Genomic DNA, 19,489 nt, shown 5'->3' with positions numbered 1-19,489 from the left:
CGCCCCGTCCTCCGGCGCCCCGCCTACCGCGCTGCGACCCCGGCCCGGCGGCGCAGCGCGAAGGCGGTGCCCGCACCGGCGGCGAGGACGAGGCCGGCACCGAGCACGAGGGTACGGGTGTGGTCCTCCGTCGCCGCCGGAGCCGGGTTGTCGGCCATGGTGGTGCGGATCCACGAGGCGTAGGCGGGGGCGCTGGTGTAGAGGCCCGGGCCGTCCTGGCAGGGGACCTTCGGGGCGCCCGGGCCCGAGGTGACGCCGACGAGCTCCCAGCGGTCGTCGCGGCCCTTCTGCAGCTGGGGGCCGCCGGAGTCCCCGGCACAGGCCATGGCCTTGGGCTTGGTGCTGACGGTGCACAGCCGGGTCGGGCCCGCGTAGCCGGGGGCGCACTCGGTCTCGGCGCCCAGGCGGGTGTCCAACTCCTGGAGCTGCTCCGGGAAGCGCCACTCCCCGAAGACCGTGGTCCCGAAGCCGAGCAGGCGCGTCGGGGTGCCGGCCGGGCCCGCCGCGTCGGCGATCCTGACGGGCTGTTCGCCGACCGGCCGGTCCAGCCGGACCAGGGCGATGTCGACCTGGTTGGCTCCCTGGCCCTCGCCGTTGCGGTAGCCGGGGTGGACGAAGCTGCGGTCGATCTTCCGCACCGTGCCGCCCTCCTTGCGCCGGTCGCTGCCGATCCGCACCGTGCCGTCCAGGACCAGCCCGTCGCCGGTCACGCAGTGGGCCGCCGTCAGCACCCACTGCCGGTCGATCAGCGAGGCTCCACAGTTGCCGTCGAGCAGCCCCAGGCTGGGTGCGGACTCCGGGATGGTCGCCATGAAGGGGTGACTCGCGGTGGCCGCACCACCGTTGACGATGGCGCCGGCGGTGCCCGCCAGGGCGGTGGTGCAGGCGAGGGCGGCGACGGCGCCCACGACGGCGGTGCGGACGGTGCGGCGGCGGGAGGGCTTCGGATGGAGCACGAATCGTTCCTTCTGTCCGGGAATCGGTACGTGCCCAGCCTCTCCGCCCAAGATCCACCGCACCACGGGGACAGCCCCTGGATCCGCGCTCCGGGCAGCCACCCGCGGCACGGTGGGGCTACCCCCCGGTCCGTCAGGAGCCGAGCCGGACCAGCATCTTGCCGGTGTTGGCGCCGTTCATCATGCCGAGGAAGGCGGCCGGGGCGTTCTCGATGCCCTCGACCACGGTCTCGCGGCTGGTGAGGGTGCCGTCGGCCAGCCAGGCGGCGGCGCGCGGGACGTAGTCGGCGAAGCGGTCGAACCAGTGGGTGACCAGCATGCCGCGCAGGGTGGCCTGCTGGGCGGCGGCGCGGAACAGGTTGGCGGGGCCGGGCTGCGGGGTGGTGGCGTTGTAGGTGCTGATGGCGCCGACCAGGGCGATCCGGCCGTCGTGGCGGATCGAGGCGAGGGCGGCTTCGAGGTGGTCGCCGCCGACGTTGTCGAGGTAGACGTCGATGCCCTCGGGTGCGGCCTCGGCGAGTTGGGCGGCCACCGATCCGGCCCGGTAGTCGATGGCGGCGTCGAAGCCGAACTCGGTGAGCAGCTTCCCGGCCTTGACCGGGCCCCCGGCCGAGCCGATCACCCGGGAGGCGCCGAGCGCCCGGGCCAGCCCGCCGGCCACGCTGCCGACCGCGCCCGCCGCCCCGGAGACGAAGACCACGTCGCCGGGGCGGACCGGGGCGGTCTCGGTGAGCGCGATGTACGCGGTCAGCCCGGTGGCCCCCAGCACGCCCAAGTAGGCCTGGGCCGGGGCGAGTTCCGGATCGATGACGGTGACGGCGGCCTCGTCCAGCGCGGCGTGCTCGCGCCAGCCGAGGAAGTGCGACACGGTGGCGCCGACCGGCACCGCCGCGGCACGCGAGGCGATCACCTCGCCGACCGCACTGCCCTGGAGGGCCGCGCCGAGGGCGAACGGCGGGAGGTAGGACTCGACGTCGTCCATCCGGCCGCGCATGTACGGATCCACCGACATCCAGGTGTTGCGGACCAGGACCTGACCCTCCGCCAGGTCGGTGGAGAGCTCGACGGTGGCGAGGGAGAAGTGCTCGGGGCCGGGGGCGCCGACCGGGCGGGCGGCGAGGCGGATCTCACGGCTGGTGACGACGGTGCCGGCCTTGGCGGACATGGGGTGCTCCTCGGGGTCGCAAGGTTCCTGCTGACGGGGACCACTCTGCGGGCGGGGTGTTCGGGAACCGTTCGGGTCCGGTTCGGGGCGGGCCCGGGGCCCCGCCGGTGTTGATCATCTGCACTACGGTGGAGCCATGCGATTCGGGGTGCTGGGCGGGGTCGAGGTGCACACGGACGACGGACGGCCCGTCGCCGTGCCGGAGGCGAAGGTCCGCACCCTGCTGGCCGCCCTGCTCGCCGCCGACGGCCGCCCCGCCTCCGCCGAGCGCTTGGTCGACGCCCTCTGGCCGGAGGAGCCGCTGCCCGCCAACCCGGGGCGGGCGCTCCAGGCCAAGGTCTCCCAGCTGCGCCGGGCGCTGGAGGAGGCGGAACCGGGCGCCCGCGCCCTGGTCGAGGCCGTCCCCGCGGGTTACCGGCTGGCCGCGACCGCCCACGATGTCGCACGCTTCGGCGAACTGACCGGGCGGGCAAGGGAGTCGGCCGACCCCGGCGAGCAGCGGGCGCTGCTGGCCGAGGCGCTGGAGCTCTGGCGCGGCCCTGCCTTCGCGGGCTTCGAGGAACAGCCGTTCGCCCGCACCGCCGCCACCCGGCTGACCGAGCAGTGGCTCACCGCCCGGGAGGGGCTGGCCGAGGCCCGCCTGCGCCTCGGCGAGTACGCCGAACTGATCGCGGAGACCGCCGAGTTGATCGACAGCCGGCCGTTCCGGGAACGCCCGCGCGCGCTGCACTGGCGGGCGCTCCACCGCACCGGCCGGACGGCCGAGGCGCTGAACGGGTACCAGGAGTACCGCGAACTGCTGGCCGATCAGCTGGGCAGCGATCCGGGCCACGAACTCGCCTCCCTGCACCAGGAGTTGCTGCGACAGGACGATTCGGCGGCACCGGCACCGCCGGCCCCTCGGCGGCCGGGCGGCCTCCCGGCCGCGGTCACCGGACTGCTCGGGCGGGACGCCGACCTCGCCGGGATCCGGCGGCTGCTCGACGACGGACGGCTGGTGACGCTGACCGGCACCGGCGGCGTCGGCAAGACCCGGCTCGCGCTGGCCGCCGCCGAGCAGGCCCGGCACCGGTACCCGGACGGCGCGTGGCTGGTGGAGCTGGCCGGGCACGGCCCCGGCTCCGACCCGGGCGATCTGGTCTGCGCCGCCCTGGGCATCCGCGACGACGGCAGCTGGGGGCCCGCCCCGGGCCGCGGCACCACCCCGACCGAGCGGCTCGCCGGTGCTCTGCGCGGGCGGCGGACGCTCCTGGTGCTGGACAACTGCGAGCACCTGGTGGAGCCGGTGGCCCTGCTGGTCGGCACGCTGCTGCGGGCCGCACCCGGCCTGGTGGTGCTGACCACCAGTCAGGAGCCGCTGGCCGTGGACGGCGAGGCGCTCTGGACGGTCGGTCCGCTGGCCGAGCCGGACGCCGTGGCGCTCTTCACCGCCCGGGCCGCCGCCTCCGCCCCGGGCTTCGCCCCCGACCCGGCCGAGCGGGACGCCGTGGCGGCGATCTGCCGGCGGCTGGACGGCCTGCCCCTGGCCCTGGAGCTGGCCGCCACCCGGATCCGTGCGCTCGGCGCGGCGGAACTGCTGGCCCGGCTGGACGACCGCTTCCGGCTGCTCACCACCGGCCGGCGCGGCGCACCCGCCCGCCAGCAGACCCTGCGGGCCGTGATCGACTGGAGCTGGGGCCTGCTCGGCGAAGCCGAGCGGACCGTGCTGCGCCGCCTGGCCGTGCACGCCGAGGGGTGCACCCTGGACGCGGCCGAACGGGTCTGCGCCGGGGGCGCGGTGACGGAGGCCGAGGTGGTTGACGTCCTGGCTCGGCTGGTCGACCGCTCGCTGCTCACCGTCCGCACCGGTACCGACGGAGCGGTGCGCTACCGGCCCTACGAGTCGGTGGCCGCCTACGCCCTGGAACAGCTGGAACTGGCCGGGGAGTCGCAGGAGGTGCGGGCGCTGCACCGCGCGCACTACACCGAGCTGGCCGCCCGGGCCTCGGCCCGGCTGCGCGGGCCCGAGCAGCGCCACTGGCTGGACCGGCTCAGCACCGAGAGCGCCAATCTGACGGGCAGTCTGGACCAGGCCGTCCGGGCCGGGGACACCGGCCAGGCACTGCGGCTGGTCGACTCGCTGGCCTGGTGCTGGGTGCTGCGCGGACGGCTCGGCGAGCTGCGCCGGGCGCTCGACGCGGCCCTGGCACTGCCCGGCGGCGAGCCGCTCGACCGGGCCCGGGCCACCGCCTGGCAGGCCGGGACGGCGGTGCTCAGCGGCGCCACGGCGGACCGCACCAGCCGGTACGCCGCCGCCCTCGCCGCCCACCGCCCCGCCCGGTCCGCCGGAGCCGACGGGAACGGGGGAAACGGCGGGAACGGCGGAGCCGACGGGAGCGACGGGGCCGGTGCGGGCGACGACGGGCTCGCGCTGGCCGAGGCGCGGTGGTTCCTCGGGCACGCGGTGAGCAGCATCGGCGACCTGGTGGCCGGCGAGGAGCTGACCGCGCTGGCCCTGGCCGATTTCGAACGGCTCGGCCACCGCTGGGGCACCGCCGCCGCGCTCGGTGACCGGTCGGTGCAGCTGCTGGCCCGCGGCGACCTGGAGGGCGTCCGGCTCCACGGCGAACGCAGCGCCGCCACCTTCCGCGAACTCGGCGACCGCTGGGGCGAGTTGCGCACCGTCTACCCGCTCGCCGCCCGGGCCGAGATCCTCGGGGACTACCCGCAGGCCGCCGAACGGCTACGGGACGGCCTGGGGATGGCGGAGGAGCTGGGGCTGGCCACCACCGCCGGGGACCTGATGGCCGGGCTCGGCCGGATCGCCCTGCTGACGGGCGACCTCGCCGGAGCCCGCGAACTGCACGGGCGGGCACTGCGCCGCAGCGCCGAGCACGACTTCCGGGCCGGTGAGGTCAACGCCCAGCTCGGCCTCGCCCTCGGCGCCCGCCGCGAGGGCGACCTGGACACCGCCGAGGGCCACCTGCTGGCCGTCCTGGCCTGGCACCGGGAGGCCGGCCTGGAGAGCGCCAACGCGCTGGTGCTGGCCGAGTTGGGCTACGTCGCCGAGCTGCGCGGAGACGCCGGGGCCGCCCGCGCCCACCACCTGGCCGGTCTGGCGGCCGCCCGCACCACCGGCGACCCGCGGGCCCTGGCCCTCGCCCTGGAGGGCCTGGCCGGGGCGGCGGCGCTCGCGGGGGCGGCCGAGCCGTCGGCGTACCGGCGGGCGGCCGTTCTGCTCGGCGCCGCGGCGGCCGCCCGCGCGGGGACCGGCGCGCCGCTGCCGAGGGCCGAACGCGCCGACGTCGACCGGATCACGGCGGCGGTCCGCACCGCCCTCGGCCCCGAGGCCTTCACCGCCGCCTTCGCGGAGGGCACCGGCCTGACACCGGATCAGGCGATCGCCGACTGATCCGGTGGCAGTGCGGCGAGGACCCGGGCGAGGTTGTGCTCGACGACGGCGAGCATGAACGCGCGGTCGGGGAAGTCGCCGTCGAGGAGCCGGAGCGGGCCGGCCACCAGGGAGAGGCTCATCGCCAGGTCGTAGAGCGCCAGCCGCTGCGGGTCGAGGCCCTCGGCGTGGAGGGCGGGGTAGTGCTCGGCGAAGCGCAGGCGGAGGAAGACGTGCTCCCACTCCAGGTCGAAGAACATCAGACCCTCGATGTCGATCAGCACCGGCTGCCCCCGGTGGTCCACCAGCACGTGGTCGGGGCCGAGTTCGCCGTGAACCAGCGCGTACCGCTCCCGGGGGCGGACCTCGGCGGCCAGCGCGTGCAGCTCGGCCTCGACCCGGTCGCGGACGGCGGCTGCCCGGGGGTCGCGGGCGGCCGCCTCGGCCAGGTCGGCGAGGGCCCGGTCGAGGACCAGCTGCTCGCAGGAACTGCCCTGGGAGCGGCCGCCGCCGTCGATCAGGGCGGCCTTGCCGAAGGCCGGGGCGGTCTGCCGCCGCATCAGCCGGAGGCTGTCGGCGAGGCGGGCCAGGACGGGTGCGGCGGCCTCCGGGTCCCGTTAGAGCAGGACCTCCAGGCTCTCGCCGGGGACGTCCTCGACCACGGCGAACTCGGCCGGATGGAGGGTCCTGGAGCGGTCCGCCGCCAGCAGGCCGGGCGTGCGCACCCCGAGGGCGGTCAGGTGGCGGTGGGCGGCCAGGAAGAGGTCGATGCCCGAGGCGTGCGAGAACGGATCCGTGTGGTCCACGGCGGCGTCCGGCGTCGTCGGCCAGTAGTTCTCGGAGGCGTGCCAGAGGTAGGCGACGGCCGTGCCGCCGTCGTCGAGGCGGAGCCGGTAGACGCCCTTCTTGCTGCCGCCCCGCAGCCGCTCGACGCTCCGCAGCCGCCGCTCCGGCCCGAACACGGCCCGGGCCACCCCCGCCAACTGATCGACCGTCACGTCCTCGACCCTCTTCCTCCGGTGGGCAAGGGCGCGATTCTAGAGGAGCCCCGCCCCCGGAAAAGGGGATTTTCCGGCCGGGCACGGCGGCTACGCTCCGTCGGATGAGCGAGGACGCGCAGCTTCTGAACGTGGTCGACGTCGAGGCGACCTGCTGGGACGGGCAGCCGCCGCCCGGGGCGGTGAGCGAGATCATCGAGATCGGGCTGACGGTGGTGGACCTGGCCGCCCGGCGGCGGGTGGCGCGGCACCGGATCCTGGTGCGGCCGGCCCGGTCCGCGGTGAGCGCGTTCTGCACCGAACTGACCGGCCTGACCCAGGCGGAGGTCATGCGGGGGGTCGAATTCGCCGAGGCCTGCCGCCTGTTGGCCGCCGAGCACCTCAGCGGGCAGCGGGTCTGGGCGAGTTGGGGCGACTACGACCGGCACCAGTTCACCCGGCAGTGCCGGGCTGCCCGGGTGCGGTACCCGTTCGGACACCGGCACGTGAACGCCAAGGCCGCCTTCACCGAGGCGTACGGGCTGCGCAAGCGGCCCGGAATGGCGCAGGCCCTGCAGCTCGCCGGGCTCCCCCTGGAGGGGCGCCACCACCGGGGCGAGGACGACGCGTGGAACATCGGGGCCCTGGTCCTGGAGGTGGCGGCCCGCGGCGGCTGGCCGGCCGACGCGCCGCCGCCCTGGGCGTCCGGATCTGTCGGTGGGGCTGACTACCATCCGCCCCATGAGAGCTGACGCGACGTTCACCGTGAAGTCCTTCGTCCCGGCCGAGGTCACCCCGGCCTTCGAGGTCACCACCGGCGCCCCGGCCGGGGTCGCCACCATGGAGAAGCTCTTCGAGGGCGAGGCCGCGGGCCGCTCCGCGACGATCTTCACCTCCGCCTTCGACCACGCCACCGGCGTCGGCACCTACCTCGCCCTGGAGTCCTTCGAGGGCACCCTGCACGGCCGCGAGGGCACCTTCAACTTCGCCCACTCCGCCAGCACCACCGGCAGTGACCGGCTCTCCCCCTTCTTCGTCATCGTCCCCGGCAGCGGCACCGGAGCCCTCACCGGCATCACCGGCGCCGGCTCCCTCACCGTCGACCAGGACGGCACCCACCGCGTCACCTTCGAGTACGAGCTCGGCGGCGCAGGGGCCTGACGCCCGGCCGCCCTACTCCGGGACGACCGCGAAGGCTTCGATTCGGGCGGGACGGGCTGCCGGGCCCATCCTTCCCTGAGGGGTCGTCAATTCTGCCAGCGGGCCAGGGACTCCTTGACCGTCGCCAGCACCGGGGAGCCGGCCGGCAGGATCGCGGCGGCCAGCGCGGCCAGCGGCCGGAGCAGGGCGAGGGCGGCCTCCCCGCCCTCGGTGCTGCCGACGGCGTCGGCGTGGGCGGTGCGGAGCTGGAGGGTGAGCAGGTCGGCCGGGCCGAGCACGGCCGCCGCGTCGGCCGCGATGGCGGCCAACCGGGCGGCGGCCTGCGGCTGATGCCAGGGCCGCCGGTACTGGCGGACGGCGAACTGCCGGGCGGCGAACCCGGCCCGGGCGCGCAGGCCGGTCGCGGTGAGCGCGGTGCCGTGGGCCGGATTGCGGGCCAGCGCCAGGTGGCCGCTGCCGTCCACGGCCCGCTGCATCGGCACGGGGGGCCGGTAGAGGCTCGGCACCGGGTCCGGCACCTGCGCCAGTTCGACCGCCAGGTGGTGGTGGATCAGGTCCAGCGGGAGGTCGGCGGGCCCGTCCGGGACACCCTCGCGCAGCAGCCGCAGCAGCTCCTCGGCGAAGCGGGTGAGCCCGAGCTCCTCGTTGAGCAGCGCCCTGCGGTCCCGGTCCACGGCCGTGAGCAGGTGCAGGTCGGCGGCGGCCGGTTCGTCCAGCGCCAGACCGGCGAAGCAGCAGTCCAGCACCGCGATCCGGTGCGCCGCCCCCTGCCCCAACGCGGCCAGCGCCGCCTCGGCGGAGAGCGCGGTGCCCGGCACCCGCTCCGGGTCGTCCTCCGTCCCGGGCAGCGCCAGGTGCAGGCGGCCCTCCGCGCTGGTCACGCCGTGCCCCGCGAAGTAGAGCAGCACCGTCGAGCGGGCCCGGCCGGCCGCGTCGGCGATCCGGTCCAGCACCTCGCCGGGACTCCGGGGATCGGCCAGCCGCACCACCCGCTCGGGGGCGAAGCTGCCGTCCGGGCCGGCGAGGTGGTCGGCGAGCAGCTCCATCGAGGCCACCGCCTCGGGCATCGGCGGCAGCCCGGCGTAGGTGCCGACCGCGACCAGCACCGCCCAGGAGTCGGCACGGTCGGGTGTCAGGGTCCAGGAGGTCACCGGGCTGCCGCCCCGCGGGGAAGCCCTCGGCCCGGTCCAGGACTTCGTCCGTGCCGGGCGATCGTCACGACGGCGGAGTGGGCGGCACCGGCGGAACCGGCGGGGCCGGTGGCACGGGCGGGGTGGGCGGTACGGGCGGGGCCGGCGGGGTGGGCGGCACCGGCGGGGCCGGAGGCACCGGCGGGGTGGGCGGAGTGGGCGGCACCGGCGGGGTGGGCGGCTGTGGAGCCGCCGTTCCGGTCGGGGCGGTCACGGCGCTGCCGTACGTCATGCGATTCCCCCTGGCTGTCCGTCAGATCGCTTGCGAGGAGCACATGTTGGCATATCGACAGGTCCTTGTCAGTGGTGCCGGAGGAACCGGGGTGACGGACGGGACCGGTTGGTGACGCCTGCCCCAGGTGTCCGGGACAGCGGGCCGCACAGCATGGAGGCCGGAACCGAACCGTGTCCCGAGGACCCGACGGAGGAGGAGAGGCATGCTGGCGAACCGGACCACCCCGGTCACCGGGTACTCCGACGAACTGATCGTCGCCGACCCCGGCGGCGCCGCCGACGTGCACGCGATGCACGGCGGCAGGAACGTCGCCCGGTGGAAGTGCCTGGCCCGCCGACGCGGCCTGTCCGGCACCTGGGAGGCGATCGAGATCTCCACCCTGCCGCCCGCCACCGAGTGCGGCGTGCACCACCACAGCCGGACCGAGGAGCTCTACTTCGTGGTCTCCGGCGAGGGCGAACTGCTGCTGGACGGCGTCCTGCACACCGTCGGCCCCGGCACCCTGATCACCAACCCGGTCGGCACCCGGCACCGGCTGAACAACCCGGGCGCCGTCGACCTGGACTGGATCGTCATCGAAGTCATCAGCCCACCGGTCGCCGCCGTGCTCACCGGCGACCCCGGCCACACCGGAAGGCCCCTCATGCGCACCGCCACCATCATCGACCTCGCGGCGGACGGCACCGCCGACCTCACCGCCCTGCTCAGCGGCCCGCTCCGGGAGGCCCGGCTGGTCACCCTCGGGCCCGGCCGGCAGGAGGAGCTCCGCTCGGACGACCGGGAGCACACCCTGTACGTGCTGGCCGGCACCGGACGGGCGCTCGCGGGAGCCACCGAGGTGCGGCTCGCTCCGGGGACGGCGGTGACGCTGCCGCTCGGAAGTGCGGTGACGCTCCGCTCGGACGGGCAGTCGCTGCGGTACTTCACCGCGAGCCTGGCCGTGCCGGACGCCGAGGACGGGCGACGGGCGACCGAACGGGGTGCGGCATGATCGTCTCGCGACCGGGGAACGCACCCCGGACCCTTCGGGGCAACACGGTACGGAGCACCGGGCGCTCGCTGGCCCGGCGGGGGTTCTTCCACAGCGAGACCGAGTCGGTGGACCACCTCGACCTCGCTCCCGGCAGCCGGATCGACGCCCGGGGGCGGGAGGGCACGGAGGAGATCTGGTTCGTCGTCAGCGGCGGCGGACGCCTCGTCGGCCCGGACGGCTCCACCCTCCCGCTGCGGCGCCACACCCTGGCCGTCTGCCCCCTCGACACCGGCGCCACCCTGCACGCCGGCCCCGACGGCCTCTCCGCCGTCCTCATCGCCGTCGTCCCGCCGGGCCTCACCGACGCCATGCCCATCCGCTACCCCGCCGGCGGCTAGCTGTAGTGGCCCGGCCCGGCAGGGCAGCCCCCAGGGGCGCGAGGAACTGCGCGACCAGCCGTGCACCGCCGTTCAGATCGCGGCACGTGCAACTCGCCCTCGTGGAGGCGATCTGACGGTGGTGGTCTTCCGCTTCGCGCAGTTCCTCGCGCCCCTGTTCCGCTTTGCGGCGGCTAGCGCAGGACGCGGGCGGAGAGGTAGTTGCGGCGGCCGAAGCGGGGTTCGTCGACGGCGGTGAGTTCGTCGACCTGGAAGCGGTAGAGGGCTGCGGCTCCGGCGCCGCTGAGGTACTGGCGGCGTAGGTCGGGGTCCTGTCCGAAGGACGGGTAGCGGCCCTGGTAGGCCGCGAAGGCGGCCTCCGCGTGGTGGCCCCAGGCCTCGCCGGCCCGGCCGGTGAACTGGATGCCGCGGAGCTGTTCGCCGAAGACCGGCGGCGGGAGGAAGACGGTGGCGGCGGCCCTGGCCTCCTCGGTGAGGTGGAGGCTGTGGCGGGTGGAGCGCTCGCTGACGAAGTAGAGGACCAGGTCCTCGTCGTAGGCGAAGAAGGCGAGGTTGGCGTGCGGGCCGCGCTCGGGGCCCGCGGTGGCCAGGGTGAGCACCATGCTCTCGGCCAGCAGCCCCTCGACCCCCTTGGCGAACTCGGCCGCCGGCCAGTCCCCCTGGGTCATCTCCAACCGGAACGTCACGGTTCTCCCCCTCCGCCGCGTTGCACGTGGACCGAGCCGGCCCGGAGCGTTCTGCCGGACCGGCTCACATGCTCTCCCCGCGGCCGCGGGCACACAAGGGGCCCGTCAGAGCGCTCCCGAGGGGACGGCGTGCGCCCCGGAGCCCGCGCCGAGCACGGGCCCGAGCGCCCCCGCGCGGGCGCGGGCGACCAGCGGGGCGGCCCGGGCGGCGAGCAGGGCGGGCGGGGCGGCCAGCAGGACGCCGACCGCGACCCCGGCCAGCACGTCGTGCGGGTAGTGGACGCCGACCCAGACCCGGGAGGCGGCCATCAGCAGCGCGGCCACCGCGCAGAGCCGGCCGAGCCCGCGCCAGGCGAGCCAGAGGGCGGTGGCCGAGGCGGCGGCGATCACCGCGTGGCTGCTCGGGAAGGACCAGTCGCCCGGCGGCGGGCACGCCTCCAGGGTCGGCGGCCCGGGTAGCTGCCGGCACGGCCTGACCTCCTCGACCAGACCCTTGAGGACCAGGTTCACCAGGTAGGCGGCGACCACCACCAGTGGTGCGGCCAGTACCCGGGCCATCACCGCCGGGCTCCGGCCCCGGGCGTGCCACCAGGCGCCGAGCATCAGCAGCGCGAACAGGGCGAGGCCGAACTCCGACCAGATCCGCACCAGTTCGTCCAGCCAGGGCGGGGCGGCGTGCGCCCAGCCGGTCACCGTGGAGTAGAGCCCCCCGTCGATCGCGCCGCCGTCGAACGCGAGCGGCACGGCGGTCATCTGAACATCCTTCGAACAAAACGGATCACACGGACAACTAGTACCAGAGCGGAGATGAAGAACGGATAACCGGTCAATCCCCCTCTTCCGGCAGATAGCGGCCGGTCCAAAGATTCCCCAACCCCACCAACGCCCCGGCTCCCGGCCTTAACCTGTCTCCGGTACACCAGTGGACCGACGTGGGCCCGACGGGGGAGGCACCGGTTGCAGGAGAGTCATCGAGCGGTCCCGCAGCCCCGCCGAGCCCCCGAACAGGCGGACCTGCCCGAGCGCTACGAGCGGGCCATGGCCTCCTCCGCGCCGCCGTCGGACGGGCCCGGGGCGGGCCCCAGGCCCGAGATCGGCGACTCCTGGGACCGGCTGCGCCGACTCGGCCTCGACCCGGACCGCGGCCGGGAGGCCCGCCGGATCGGCCCCGCCGAACTGGAGCACCGCCGCCGCGAGACCCACCTCTCCGAGATCCTCCCGGTGCTGCGGGCGACGCTGCTGCTGCCCACCGGCTCCACCCCGCTGATCCTGGCCATCGCCGACGGCGAGGGCCACGTGCTCTGGCACGAGGGCGAGCGCCCGCTGCTGCGCACCGCCGACTCGATCGGCTTCGAGACCGGCGCCCGCTGGGTCGAGGACGAGGTCGGCACCAACGGGATCGGCCTGGCCCTGCGGGTCCGCCGCCCGGTCCAGGTGCACTCCGCCGAGCACTACCTGCGCAGCCACCACGGCTGGACCTGCGTGGCCGCCCCCGTGCACGACCCGCGCACCGGCCGGCTGCTCGGCGCCGTCAACCTCAGCGGCCCGGCCCGCTCGATGGCCCCCTACCTGCTCCAACTCGCCGCCACCGGCGCCCGGCTGGCCGAGGCCGAACTGAGGGCCCGTCAACTGGAGGCGCTGCACCGGCTGCGCACCGTGGCCACCCCGCTGCTGGCCCGGGTGGACCAGCCCGCCGTGGTGGTGGACAACGAGGGCTGGACGGCGGCCACCGTCGGCCTGGCCCCGGTGCCCCGGCTCCGTTTGCCCGCCGAGGGGCTCGGCGGCTCGCCCCGGGTCTGGCTGCCCACCCTGGGCGAGTGCGCGGTGGAGCCGCTGGCCGACGGTTGGCTGATCCGTCCCACCGCCGACCCCGGCCCGGACCATCCCGGCGACGGCTCCCTGATCACCCTGGACCTGCGCCGGGCGGCCCGGCCCGAGCTCACCGTGGAGGGCGCGGTCGGCCGCTGGTCGCACGGGCTCAGCCCGCGCCACGCGGAACTGCTGCTGCTGCTGGCGGTGCACCGGGAGGGGCTCAGCGCGGCCCGGCTCTCCGAGGCGCTCTTCGGCGACCCCTCCCGGACGGTCACCGTCCGGGCCGAGGTCTCCCGGCTGCGGCGCTACCTGGGCGGGCTGCTGGACCACCGCCCGTACCGGCTGACCCCGGCGGCCGAGGTGACGGTGCTCCGCCCGAGCGACCCGTACGACCTGCTGCCGACCTCCTCCGCCCCGGCCGTGCGCGAGGTCCGCTCGGGCCTGCTGCGCGGCACGCTGCGGCTGCCCGGCGAGGGGATCGGCGAGGTGCTCAGAACCCGTTGAGCAGCTCGGTGAGCTGACCGTCCGTCGGCCCGGCGAGCGCCTCCTCCTCGGCCGACACCACGGCGTAGGTGCGCTCCAGCCAGGCCTGCACCCGGGGCTTGGAGGCCTCCAGGAGCGCCCGCCCGTGCGGCGATTCGAGGGCCAGGTGCAGGGTCGAGCCGTGGCAGGGGCAGTACGCGGGCCAGAGCTTGACGTCGCCCTGCCCGCTCAGACCGGAGAGGCCGTCCCGGAGCAGCTCACGGGAGAACACCCAGTCCGCCTCGTCGGAGCGGCCGAGGTGGAAGGTGAGCAGCACCTCGTAGGGCCTCTCCGGGTCGTACCGGAAGCGGGTGCGCACCTCTCCCACCGAGTCCTCGTCGAGCGCGATCCGCAGCGTCAGGACCTCCTCCACCGGCCCCGGCACGACGTCGGGTCCGACCGCCTCGTCGCCCGTGGGGGTGGCGGCGAACGGCGGGTTCGAGGCGGCTGACAGCGGGTCGCGCGGCATGACGATATCTCCGAGGCGGCTGGGGTTCCGCCCAGCCTGCGGCAGCGGCGCCGCCCTTGCAACCGTTGCAAGGGGGTTGCAACAACGGCCCGCGGCCCCGGATCCGACTGCCGCGCACCGGGTCTGGCGGTCCGTCAGGTGCGCACTGGTAGTCTCAGCTGGCCCCGCCACGTGCCCTGCCCCGTACCCGGACCGCGACGAGCGGACGGGCCGCAGCGGCGGCGGGACGGGTCTTCGATGGTTCTGGGTCGGTGAGTCGGGAAGGAGGCGGGCCGGTTGCTCCGGGAGCTCCGCGAGAAGGACGGGACGGCGGCCGCCGCACGACACGACGGGCCGTCACGGCACGCGCGGCACGGACGGCCGAAGCCGGTCGGAGCGCGGTTCCGGCTGCCGGGCTTCCGCTTCTCCGGCGCGGCGATGGCGATGTCCACCGTGGTCGGCATCAGCGTGGCCACCACCTGGCTGGTCAGCGAGCAGCAGAGCGTCGGCCGGCTGCCCGGGGTCACCAACGTCGGCGCCAGCCCGCCGGTGCCCAGCCCCGACTCGGCCCCCGAGCCCTCCCGGGAGGGCACGCCCCCGCCGACGCCCAGCCCCTCCGCCACGGTGCCCGGCCCGCGGGCGCTCGGTGCCCGCACCCCGTCGGTGACCCACCCGGCCAGCCCGAGCCCGGTCCGTCCCCGGACGTCCTCGCCCACGCCGGCCGCCCCCACGACCGCCACCACCCCGGCGACCCCGGCCCCCGGGCCCTCGCTCTCGGCTCCGCCCGCGCCGTCGTCCTCACCGTCGCCCTCTCCCAGCGGCGGCGCGCCCGGCCCGGTCGGACCGGTACCGGTGGCGCCCACCCCCTCCCCGAAGCCGACCGAGGCGATGACCGGCCTGGCCGAGCGCACGCCGCTCGGCCAGACCGGCTCCCGGCACACCCTGACCCTGGCCGTCGGCGAGGACCTCACCGCCCTCCAGGTCGAGTTCCAGCTCGCCCGCCCGGAGTCGCTGCCCGGCACGCTGCCGTGGACCACGCTGCCCGGCGCCGTGGTGACGGTGCTCCAGGAGCGCGGCACCCTGGTCTACCGCTTCACCCTCCCGCCGGGCCTCGACGTCGCCCCGGGCAGCTACCTCTTCGCCGTCCACACCGTCGACCCCTCCGCCTCGGCGAGCCCCGGCCCCGCCCGCCCCGCCACGGAGACCTGGTCCGCCTCGGCCTTCAACCTCCGCCGCTCCACCGCCACCACCACCCGCGGCACCTTCGGCTGACGCCCCGGCAGGGCAGCGGCCCAGGGGCGCGAGGCTGTGACACGTGCGGCTCCGCCGCGCGGGCGCGAAGCGGAAGACCACCACCGTCAGATCGCCTCCACGAGAGCCAGTTGCACGTGCCGCGATCTGACCCGCGGTGGGTGCTTGGCCGCGCAGTTCCTCGCGCCCCTGGGGGCGCTGCCCTGGCGGGTGGCCTCAGCTGCGGATGCGGGTGGCCCGGGTGAGGTCGTCGATCTGGTCGGCCAGGGTGCGGCGCAGTCCGGGTGTCAGGTCGTCGCCGGCCAGGGCGGCCTCGGCCAGGGCGAGGGTCTCCGGGGTGGACCAGCCGGTCGGGAAGAGGACGGAGCCGAGGACGCGCGAGACGGTTTCGCCGCGCTCGCCGGCCGCCGGCACCTCCGCGAAGTACCGTTCCACGTAGGGCCGTTGAAGCTCCTCACCGCCCGACTGCCAGAAGCCCTGGGCCACTGCGGTGAGCAGCGCGTTCGACAGCCCGCTCTCGCCGAACAGCACCCCCCACGCGGCCTCCTTGGCCTCGGCCCCCGGCAGCGCGGCCCGCGCCCGGGCCGCGCCCTCGGCGGCGGTCACCCCGGGGTCGGCCGCCAGCTCGGCCGCGATCCGCTCCTCGCCGATCACGCCGCGCGCGGCGAGCCGCACCAGCGCCGCCCACCGCAGCTCCGCGCTGAGCTCGATGCCGAAGGCACCGCCGGCGAGCCACCCCTCCAGCTCGGCCGACTCCCGCTCGCCGGTGGCGTTGTCGACGGCGGCCCGCAGCGCGGCCAGCCGCAGGCCCTGCTCCACGTCCTGACGGGCCAGCAGCTCCCGGGCGGCGGCCGCCAGCCGGGCCTGGGCGGCGGTCCGCTCCGCCGGCGGCAGGTAGGCGAGCATCTTGGTGCGGGCGAAGGTGAGGACCGCCTCCACGATGGCGTCCGCCGTCTCGCCGGGCAGGTGCGCGGCGACCAGGTCGAGGTACCCGGAGGGCGTCAGCTCGCCGTCGCGGACCAGGTCGCGGGCGTGCTCCCAGAGCACCGCGCGGACCAGCTCGTCCTGGAAGAGCGAGAGCTTCTCGGTGACGGTCCGCCAGGAGGCCTCGTCCAGCCGGATCTTGGCCCAGGACAGGTCGCCGTGGTTGGGCAGCAGCAGCGCGGGGCGGGGCGCCCCGGCCAGCTGCGGCAGCGGAGCGGGGGTGCCGGGCTCCAGCTCGACCCCGAAGGACTCCCGGAGCACCGGCCTCCCGTCCGCGTCCAGGTCGAAGACGCCGACGCCGACCAGGTGCGGGCGGCTGCCGTCCGGCACCAGCTCGGCGGAGACAACGGTGTCGCCGTCGTACGCGACCGACAGCCGCAGGGTGTCGACGCCGGAGGTGCGCAGCCAGCGCTCGGCCCAGCCGCGGACGTCCCGGCCGCTGGTCTCGCTCAACACGTCCAGGAACTCGGCGAGTTCGGCGTTTCCGAAGCGGTGCCGGGCGAAGTGCTCGTTGATCCCGGCGAAGAAGGCCTCGTCGCCGAGCCAGGCGACCAGCTGGCGCAGCGCGGCGGCGCCCTTGGCGTAGGAGATGCCGTCGAAGTTGCCCATCGCCTCGGCGACGCTCTCCAGGCCCTCGGCGGCGATCGGGTGGGTGGTGGAGCGCTGGTCGGCGTCGTAGCCCCAGCCCTTGCGCTTGATCGCGAAGCCGCTCCAGGCGCCGCGGAAGCGGGTCACCTCGTCGGTGATCCGGAAGCCGAGGTACTCGGCGAAGGACTCGTTCAGCCAGATGTCGTCCCACCAGCGGAGGGTGACCAGGTCGCCGAACCACATGTGGGCCATCTCGTGCGCCACCACCATGGCGCGGAAGGTGCGCTCCACCTCGGTGGGGGCCGAGTGGAAGAGCATCTGCTCGGCGAAGACCACGCAGCCGGGGTTCTCCATCGCGCCCCAGTTGAACTCGGGCACGAACGCCTGGTCGTAGTCGCCGAACGGGTAGCGCTCTTCGAAGAGCTCGTGCAGCCGGTCGAAGGACTGCCGGGTGACCTCGAACAGCTCCTCGGCCTCGCGGTCCAGGTCGGCGGCGAGCGCCTTGCGGCCGTGCAGGCCGAGCCGGATGCCGTCGTGCTCGGAGTGCACCGAGTGCAGCGGGCCCGCCACCACGGTGAACAGGTAGGTGGAGAACGGCTTGGTCGGCTCGAACTCCCAGCGGCCCTCGGCCACCTGCTTGCCGGTGCCGTTGCCGAGCACCGTCCAGCCGGCCGGGACGGTGGCGGAGAGGGTGAAGGCCGCCTTGAGGTCGGGCTGGTCGAAGCAGGGGAAGGCGAGCGGGGCCAGGTCGGGGCCGCAGCTCGCGTAGAGGTAGACCGAGCCGTCGGCCGGGTCGACGTAGCGGTGCAGGCCCTCACCGGTGGAGGAGTAGCGCTGGTCGGTGACCAGCAGCAGCTCGTTCTCGGCGAGCAGACCGGTCAGCGGCAGGCGGTGGTCCGCCACGGCGGCCGGGTCCAGCTCGGTGCCGTTGAGTACCGCGCGGTGCAGGACCTCGGGCCGCAGGTCGAGGAAGGTCCCGGCACCGGGCTCGGTGCAGGCGAAGCGGATGGTCGTCGTGCAGCCGTAGACCGTCTCGCCGCAGGTCAGGTCCAGGTCGAGGGTGTAGCCGTGGACCTGGAGGAGTCGGGCACGGGTGCGCGCCTCGGAACGTTGTAGGGCTGGCATGTCCTGCATGCTTTCCCAGCGGCCGGGACGGGACAAGCCGCTTTCCGTGCCGACTCGCCGATTCAGCTGAGAGCTTGGCTACGCTGGGCCTTCGCAGCCGCCAGAGTTGAGTGTGCATCAGGGATGCGCGTGGAGAAGGAGCAGCCAGTGACGACGGTCCTGACCCAGGGCGGCAACGCGCCGCTCGCCTCGGCCCGGGTGACGGTCGAGGTGACGGCCCCCAAGGCGCTGGACGTCTCGGGGCTGCTGCTCACCGAGGCGGGCAAGGTCCGCTCGGACGCCGACTTCGTCTTCTTCAACGCCCCGAACGGGCCCGGGGTGACGCACCGTCCGGCCGCCGGCGGTGCCCCCGACGCGATCACCGTGGACACCGGGGCGCTGCCCGCCGGCATCGAGAAGGTCGTCGTGACGGCCAGCCTCGACGACGCGGGCGCCACCTTCGCCGGCACCGAGCCCACCGCCACCATCCGCAACGCCGACACCGGGGAGGTGCTGGTCACCTTCACCCCGCCGCGGCTCACCCGGGAGACCGCCCTGGTGGTGGTCGAGGTCTACCGCCGGGGCGGCGCCTGGAAGGTCCGCGCCGTCGGCCAGGGCTACGCCGACGGCCTGGCCGGCATCGCCACCGACTTCGGCGTCACGGTGGACGACTCGCCCGCCCCGCCGCCCGCTCCCCCGCAGTCCGCCCCCACCCAGGCCGCGCCCACCAAGGCACCGCCGAAGCCGGTCACCCCGCCCGCCGTCCCGGCCTCGCTCACCAAGGTCACCCTCGACAAGGGCCGGGTCAGCCTCACCAAGGGCGGCTCCGTCTCGCTGGAGAAGAACGGCAAGCCCTTCCTCGCCGCCGTCCGGATGGGCCTCGGCTGGGAGCCCGCCGGGCGCGGCCGCAACATCGACCTGGACGCCTCCTGCATCGCCTTCGACGCCCAGCGCAACAAGGTCGAGACCGCCTGGTTCATGAAGCTCTCGGTCTTCAACGGCGCCATCGCCCACTCCGGCGACAACCTCACCGGCGAGGGCGCGGGCGACGACGAGGCCATCACCGTCCACCTGGACGGCCTCCCCGCCGAGGTCTGCGGCCTGGTCTTCGTCGTCAACTCCTTCTCCGGCCAGAAGTTCACCGACGTCAAGAACGCCTACTGCCGCCTCCTCGACGCCGGCTCCGGCCAGGAGCTGGTCCGCTTCGACCTCACCACCTCCGAGCCGAGCACCGGCGTCGTGATGTGCAAGCTGGTCCGGCAGTACTCCGGCGAGTGGGTGATGACCGCCATCGGCGAGTACGTCAACGCCAAGACGGCGCGCGCCATGGTCAAGCCCGCGGGCGCGATGCTCTGAGCCCCCCTCGCGGGGACGCCGAAGGGCCCGGGGCTGCTGCCCCGGGCCCTTCCGCCGTGACGACCCGTCAGCCCCGGGTGGCCATGGCGCGGAGGAAGAAGGTGAGGTTGGCCGGGCGCTCCGCGAGGCGGCGCATGAAGTAGCCGTACCACTCCTGGCCGTAGGGATGGAATATAGAACCGCGCTATGGTGAGATGGTTTTGATTCGGACTCCTAGCCGTTAGCCTGGCATCGGCCGAGCGGCAGGCTGCTCCTCGCGGGGCGGATGCCGAGCCCATCACTGTGGCTACTCGCTCTAACGACGGCGGTTCAA

The 19,489-nt window shown here is 75.3% G+C and carries 17 protein-coding genes and 1 pseudogene; 8 read left to right on the top strand and 10 right to left on the bottom strand.

Annotated elements, in window-relative coordinates:
- Positions 1–23 precede the first annotated feature (23 nt).
- Both ABD946_RS07100 and ABD946_RS07095 read right to left on the bottom strand, forming a co-directional pair.
- Complete coding sequence (locus ABD946_RS07100) at positions 24–956, bottom strand: S1 family peptidase (RefSeq protein WP_345281189.1); 933 nt, start codon at positions 954–956, stop codon at positions 24–26.
- 133 nt (positions 957–1,089) lie between these two features.
- Complete coding sequence (locus ABD946_RS07095) at positions 1,090–2,121, bottom strand: NADP-dependent oxidoreductase (RefSeq protein WP_345281187.1); 1,032 nt, start codon at positions 2,119–2,121, stop codon at positions 1,090–1,092.
- A gap of 136 nt (positions 2,122–2,257) precedes the next feature.
- On the opposite strand from ABD946_RS07095, the gene ABD946_RS07090 reads away from it, so the two are divergent.
- A complete protein-coding gene (locus ABD946_RS07090; RefSeq protein WP_345281185.1) occupies positions 2,258–5,512 on the top strand; it encodes an ATP-binding protein in 3,255 nt (1,084 codons plus the stop codon).
- Here ABD946_RS07090 and ABD946_RS07085 read toward each other — a convergent pair.
- Together ABD946_RS07085 and ABD946_RS07080 are read right to left on the bottom strand one after the other, a co-directional pair.
- Positions 5,494–6,051: a phosphotransferase gene (locus ABD946_RS07085; RefSeq protein WP_345281183.1), complete on the bottom strand. Its 558-nt coding sequence runs from the start codon at positions 6,049–6,051 to the stop codon at positions 5,494–5,496. The genes ABD946_RS07090 and ABD946_RS07085 overlap by 19 nt on opposite strands.
- Positions 6,052–6,108: 57 nt before the next feature.
- Complete coding sequence (locus ABD946_RS07080) at positions 6,109–6,489, bottom strand: hypothetical protein (protein WP_345281181.1); 381 nt, start codon at positions 6,487–6,489, stop codon at positions 6,109–6,111.
- Positions 6,490–6,593: 104 nt separating this feature from the next.
- Here ABD946_RS07080 and ABD946_RS07075 point away from each other — a divergent pair, with 104 nt between their 5' ends.
- Together ABD946_RS07075 and ABD946_RS07070 are read left to right on the top strand one after the other, a co-directional pair.
- Positions 6,594–7,220 carry a 3'-5' exonuclease gene (locus ABD946_RS07075; RefSeq protein WP_345281179.1) on the top strand — a complete coding sequence of 209 codons (627 nt, stop codon included), beginning with the start codon at positions 6,594–6,596 and terminating at the stop codon, positions 7,218–7,220.
- On the top strand, positions 7,210–7,629 hold the full coding sequence (locus ABD946_RS07070) for a DUF3224 domain-containing protein (protein ID WP_345281177.1): 420 nt from the start codon (positions 7,210–7,212) through the stop codon (positions 7,627–7,629). Before ABD946_RS07075 ends, ABD946_RS07070 begins: the two co-directional genes overlap by 11 nt.
- Positions 7,630–7,715: 86 nt before the next feature.
- Here the strand turns inward: ABD946_RS07070 and ABD946_RS07065 are convergent, their stop codons facing one another.
- Positions 7,716–8,780 (bottom strand): caspase, EACC1-associated type, encoded by a 1,065-nt coding sequence (locus ABD946_RS07065; RefSeq protein WP_345281174.1) that lies wholly within the window; start codon positions 8,778–8,780, stop codon positions 7,716–7,718.
- 476 nt (positions 8,781–9,256) lie between these two features.
- Here ABD946_RS07065 and ABD946_RS07060 point away from each other — a divergent pair, with 476 nt between their 5' ends.
- The gene (locus ABD946_RS07060) at positions 9,257–10,045 is read left to right on the top strand and encodes a cupin domain-containing protein (protein ID WP_345281173.1); all 789 of its coding nucleotides are present in this window, start codon (positions 9,257–9,259) and stop codon (positions 10,043–10,045) included.
- Entirely contained in the window at positions 10,042–10,425 is a 384-nt protein-coding gene (locus ABD946_RS07055) for a hypothetical protein (protein WP_345281171.1), read from the top strand. Before ABD946_RS07060 ends, ABD946_RS07055 begins: the two co-directional genes overlap by 4 nt.
- A 173-nt stretch (positions 10,426–10,598) precedes the next feature.
- On the opposite strand, the gene ABD946_RS07050 is transcribed toward ABD946_RS07055, so the two are convergent.
- Both ABD946_RS07050 and ABD946_RS07045 read right to left on the bottom strand, forming a co-directional pair.
- Positions 10,599–11,111, bottom strand: coding sequence for a pyridoxamine 5'-phosphate oxidase family protein (locus ABD946_RS07050; protein ID WP_345281169.1), 513 nt, complete (start codon positions 11,109–11,111; stop codon positions 10,599–10,601).
- 105 nt (positions 11,112–11,216) lie between these two features.
- Complete coding sequence (locus ABD946_RS07045) at positions 11,217–11,864, bottom strand: phosphatase PAP2 family protein (RefSeq protein ID WP_345281168.1); 648 nt, start codon at positions 11,862–11,864, stop codon at positions 11,217–11,219.
- A gap of 204 nt (positions 11,865–12,068) precedes the next feature.
- On the opposite strand from ABD946_RS07045, the gene ABD946_RS07040 reads away from it, so the two are divergent.
- Entirely contained in the window at positions 12,069–13,427 is a 1,359-nt protein-coding gene (locus ABD946_RS07040) for a helix-turn-helix domain-containing protein (RefSeq protein WP_345281166.1), read from the top strand.
- Here ABD946_RS07040 and ABD946_RS07035 read toward each other — a convergent pair.
- Entirely contained in the window at positions 13,414–13,914 is a 501-nt protein-coding gene (locus ABD946_RS07035; RefSeq protein ID WP_345281164.1) for an SsgA family sporulation/cell division regulator, read from the bottom strand. The two genes, ABD946_RS07040 and ABD946_RS07035, sit on opposite strands and share 14 nt — an antisense overlap.
- Positions 13,915–14,190: 276 nt before the next feature.
- Between ABD946_RS07035 and ABD946_RS07030 the strand changes: the two genes are divergently transcribed.
- Complete coding sequence (locus ABD946_RS07030) at positions 14,191–15,165, top strand: hypothetical protein (protein WP_345281162.1); 975 nt, start codon at positions 14,191–14,193, stop codon at positions 15,163–15,165.
- 195 nt (positions 15,166–15,360) lie between these two features.
- Here the strand turns inward: ABD946_RS07030 and pepN are convergent, their stop codons facing one another.
- Positions 15,361–17,841, bottom strand: a complete 2,481-nt coding sequence (gene pepN / locus ABD946_RS07025; protein ID WP_345281160.1) for an aminopeptidase N — start codon at positions 17,839–17,841, stop codon at positions 15,361–15,363.
- 147 nt (positions 17,842–17,988) lie between these two features.
- Here pepN and ABD946_RS07020 point away from each other — a divergent pair, with 147 nt between their 5' ends.
- Complete coding sequence (locus ABD946_RS07020; RefSeq protein WP_345281158.1) at positions 17,989–19,176, top strand: TerD family protein; 1,188 nt, start codon at positions 17,989–17,991, stop codon at positions 19,174–19,176.
- Between the two features lie 67 nt (positions 19,177–19,243).
- On the opposite strand, the pseudogene ABD946_RS07015 reads toward ABD946_RS07020, so the two are convergent.
- Positions 19,244–19,345: pseudogene (locus tag ABD946_RS07015) on the bottom strand (proline dehydrogenase family protein); the annotation flags it as partial.
- Between the last annotated feature and the right edge of the window lie 144 nt (positions 19,346–19,489).

It is taken from the genome of Kitasatospora albolonga, assembly GCF_039535905.1.
In the GTDB taxonomy this organism is placed as follows: domain Bacteria; phylum Actinomycetota; class Actinomycetes; order Streptomycetales; family Streptomycetaceae; genus Kitasatospora; species Kitasatospora albolonga.
The sequence above is the reverse complement of the archived record's forward strand: the minus strand, read 5'-3'. Positions and strand labels throughout refer to the sequence as shown.

Bases quoted from the DNA above. Each gene is read 5' to 3' on its own strand.
- ABD946_RS07095 (WP_345281187.1), bottom strand. From the start codon at position 2,121: ATGTCCGCCAAGGCCGGCACCGTCGTCACCAGCCGTGAGATCCGCCTC.
- ABD946_RS07090 (WP_345281185.1), top strand. From the start codon at position 2,258: ATGCGATTCGGGGTGCTGGGCGGGGTCGAGGTGCACACGGACGACGGA.
- ABD946_RS07085 (WP_345281183.1), bottom strand. From the start codon at position 6,051: ATGCGGCGGCAGACCGCCCCGGCCTTCGGCAAGGCCGCCCTGATCGAC.
- ABD946_RS07075 (WP_345281179.1), top strand. From the start codon at position 6,594: ATGAGCGAGGACGCGCAGCTTCTGAACGTGGTCGACGTCGAGGCGACC.
- ABD946_RS07070 (WP_345281177.1), top strand. From the start codon at position 7,210: ATGAGAGCTGACGCGACGTTCACCGTGAAGTCCTTCGTCCCGGCCGAG.
- ABD946_RS07060 (WP_345281173.1), top strand. From the start codon at position 9,257: ATGCTGGCGAACCGGACCACCCCGGTCACCGGGTACTCCGACGAACTG.
- ABD946_RS07055 (WP_345281171.1), top strand. From the start codon at position 10,042: ATGATCGTCTCGCGACCGGGGAACGCACCCCGGACCCTTCGGGGCAAC.
- ABD946_RS07045 (WP_345281168.1), bottom strand. From the start codon at position 11,864: ATGACCGCCGTGCCGCTCGCGTTCGACGGCGGCGCGATCGACGGGGGG.
- ABD946_RS07035 (WP_345281164.1), bottom strand. From the start codon at position 13,914: ATGCCGCGCGACCCGCTGTCAGCCGCCTCGAACCCGCCGTTCGCCGCC.
- pepN (WP_345281160.1), bottom strand. From the start codon at position 17,841: ATGCCAGCCCTACAACGTTCCGAGGCGCGCACCCGTGCCCGACTCCTC.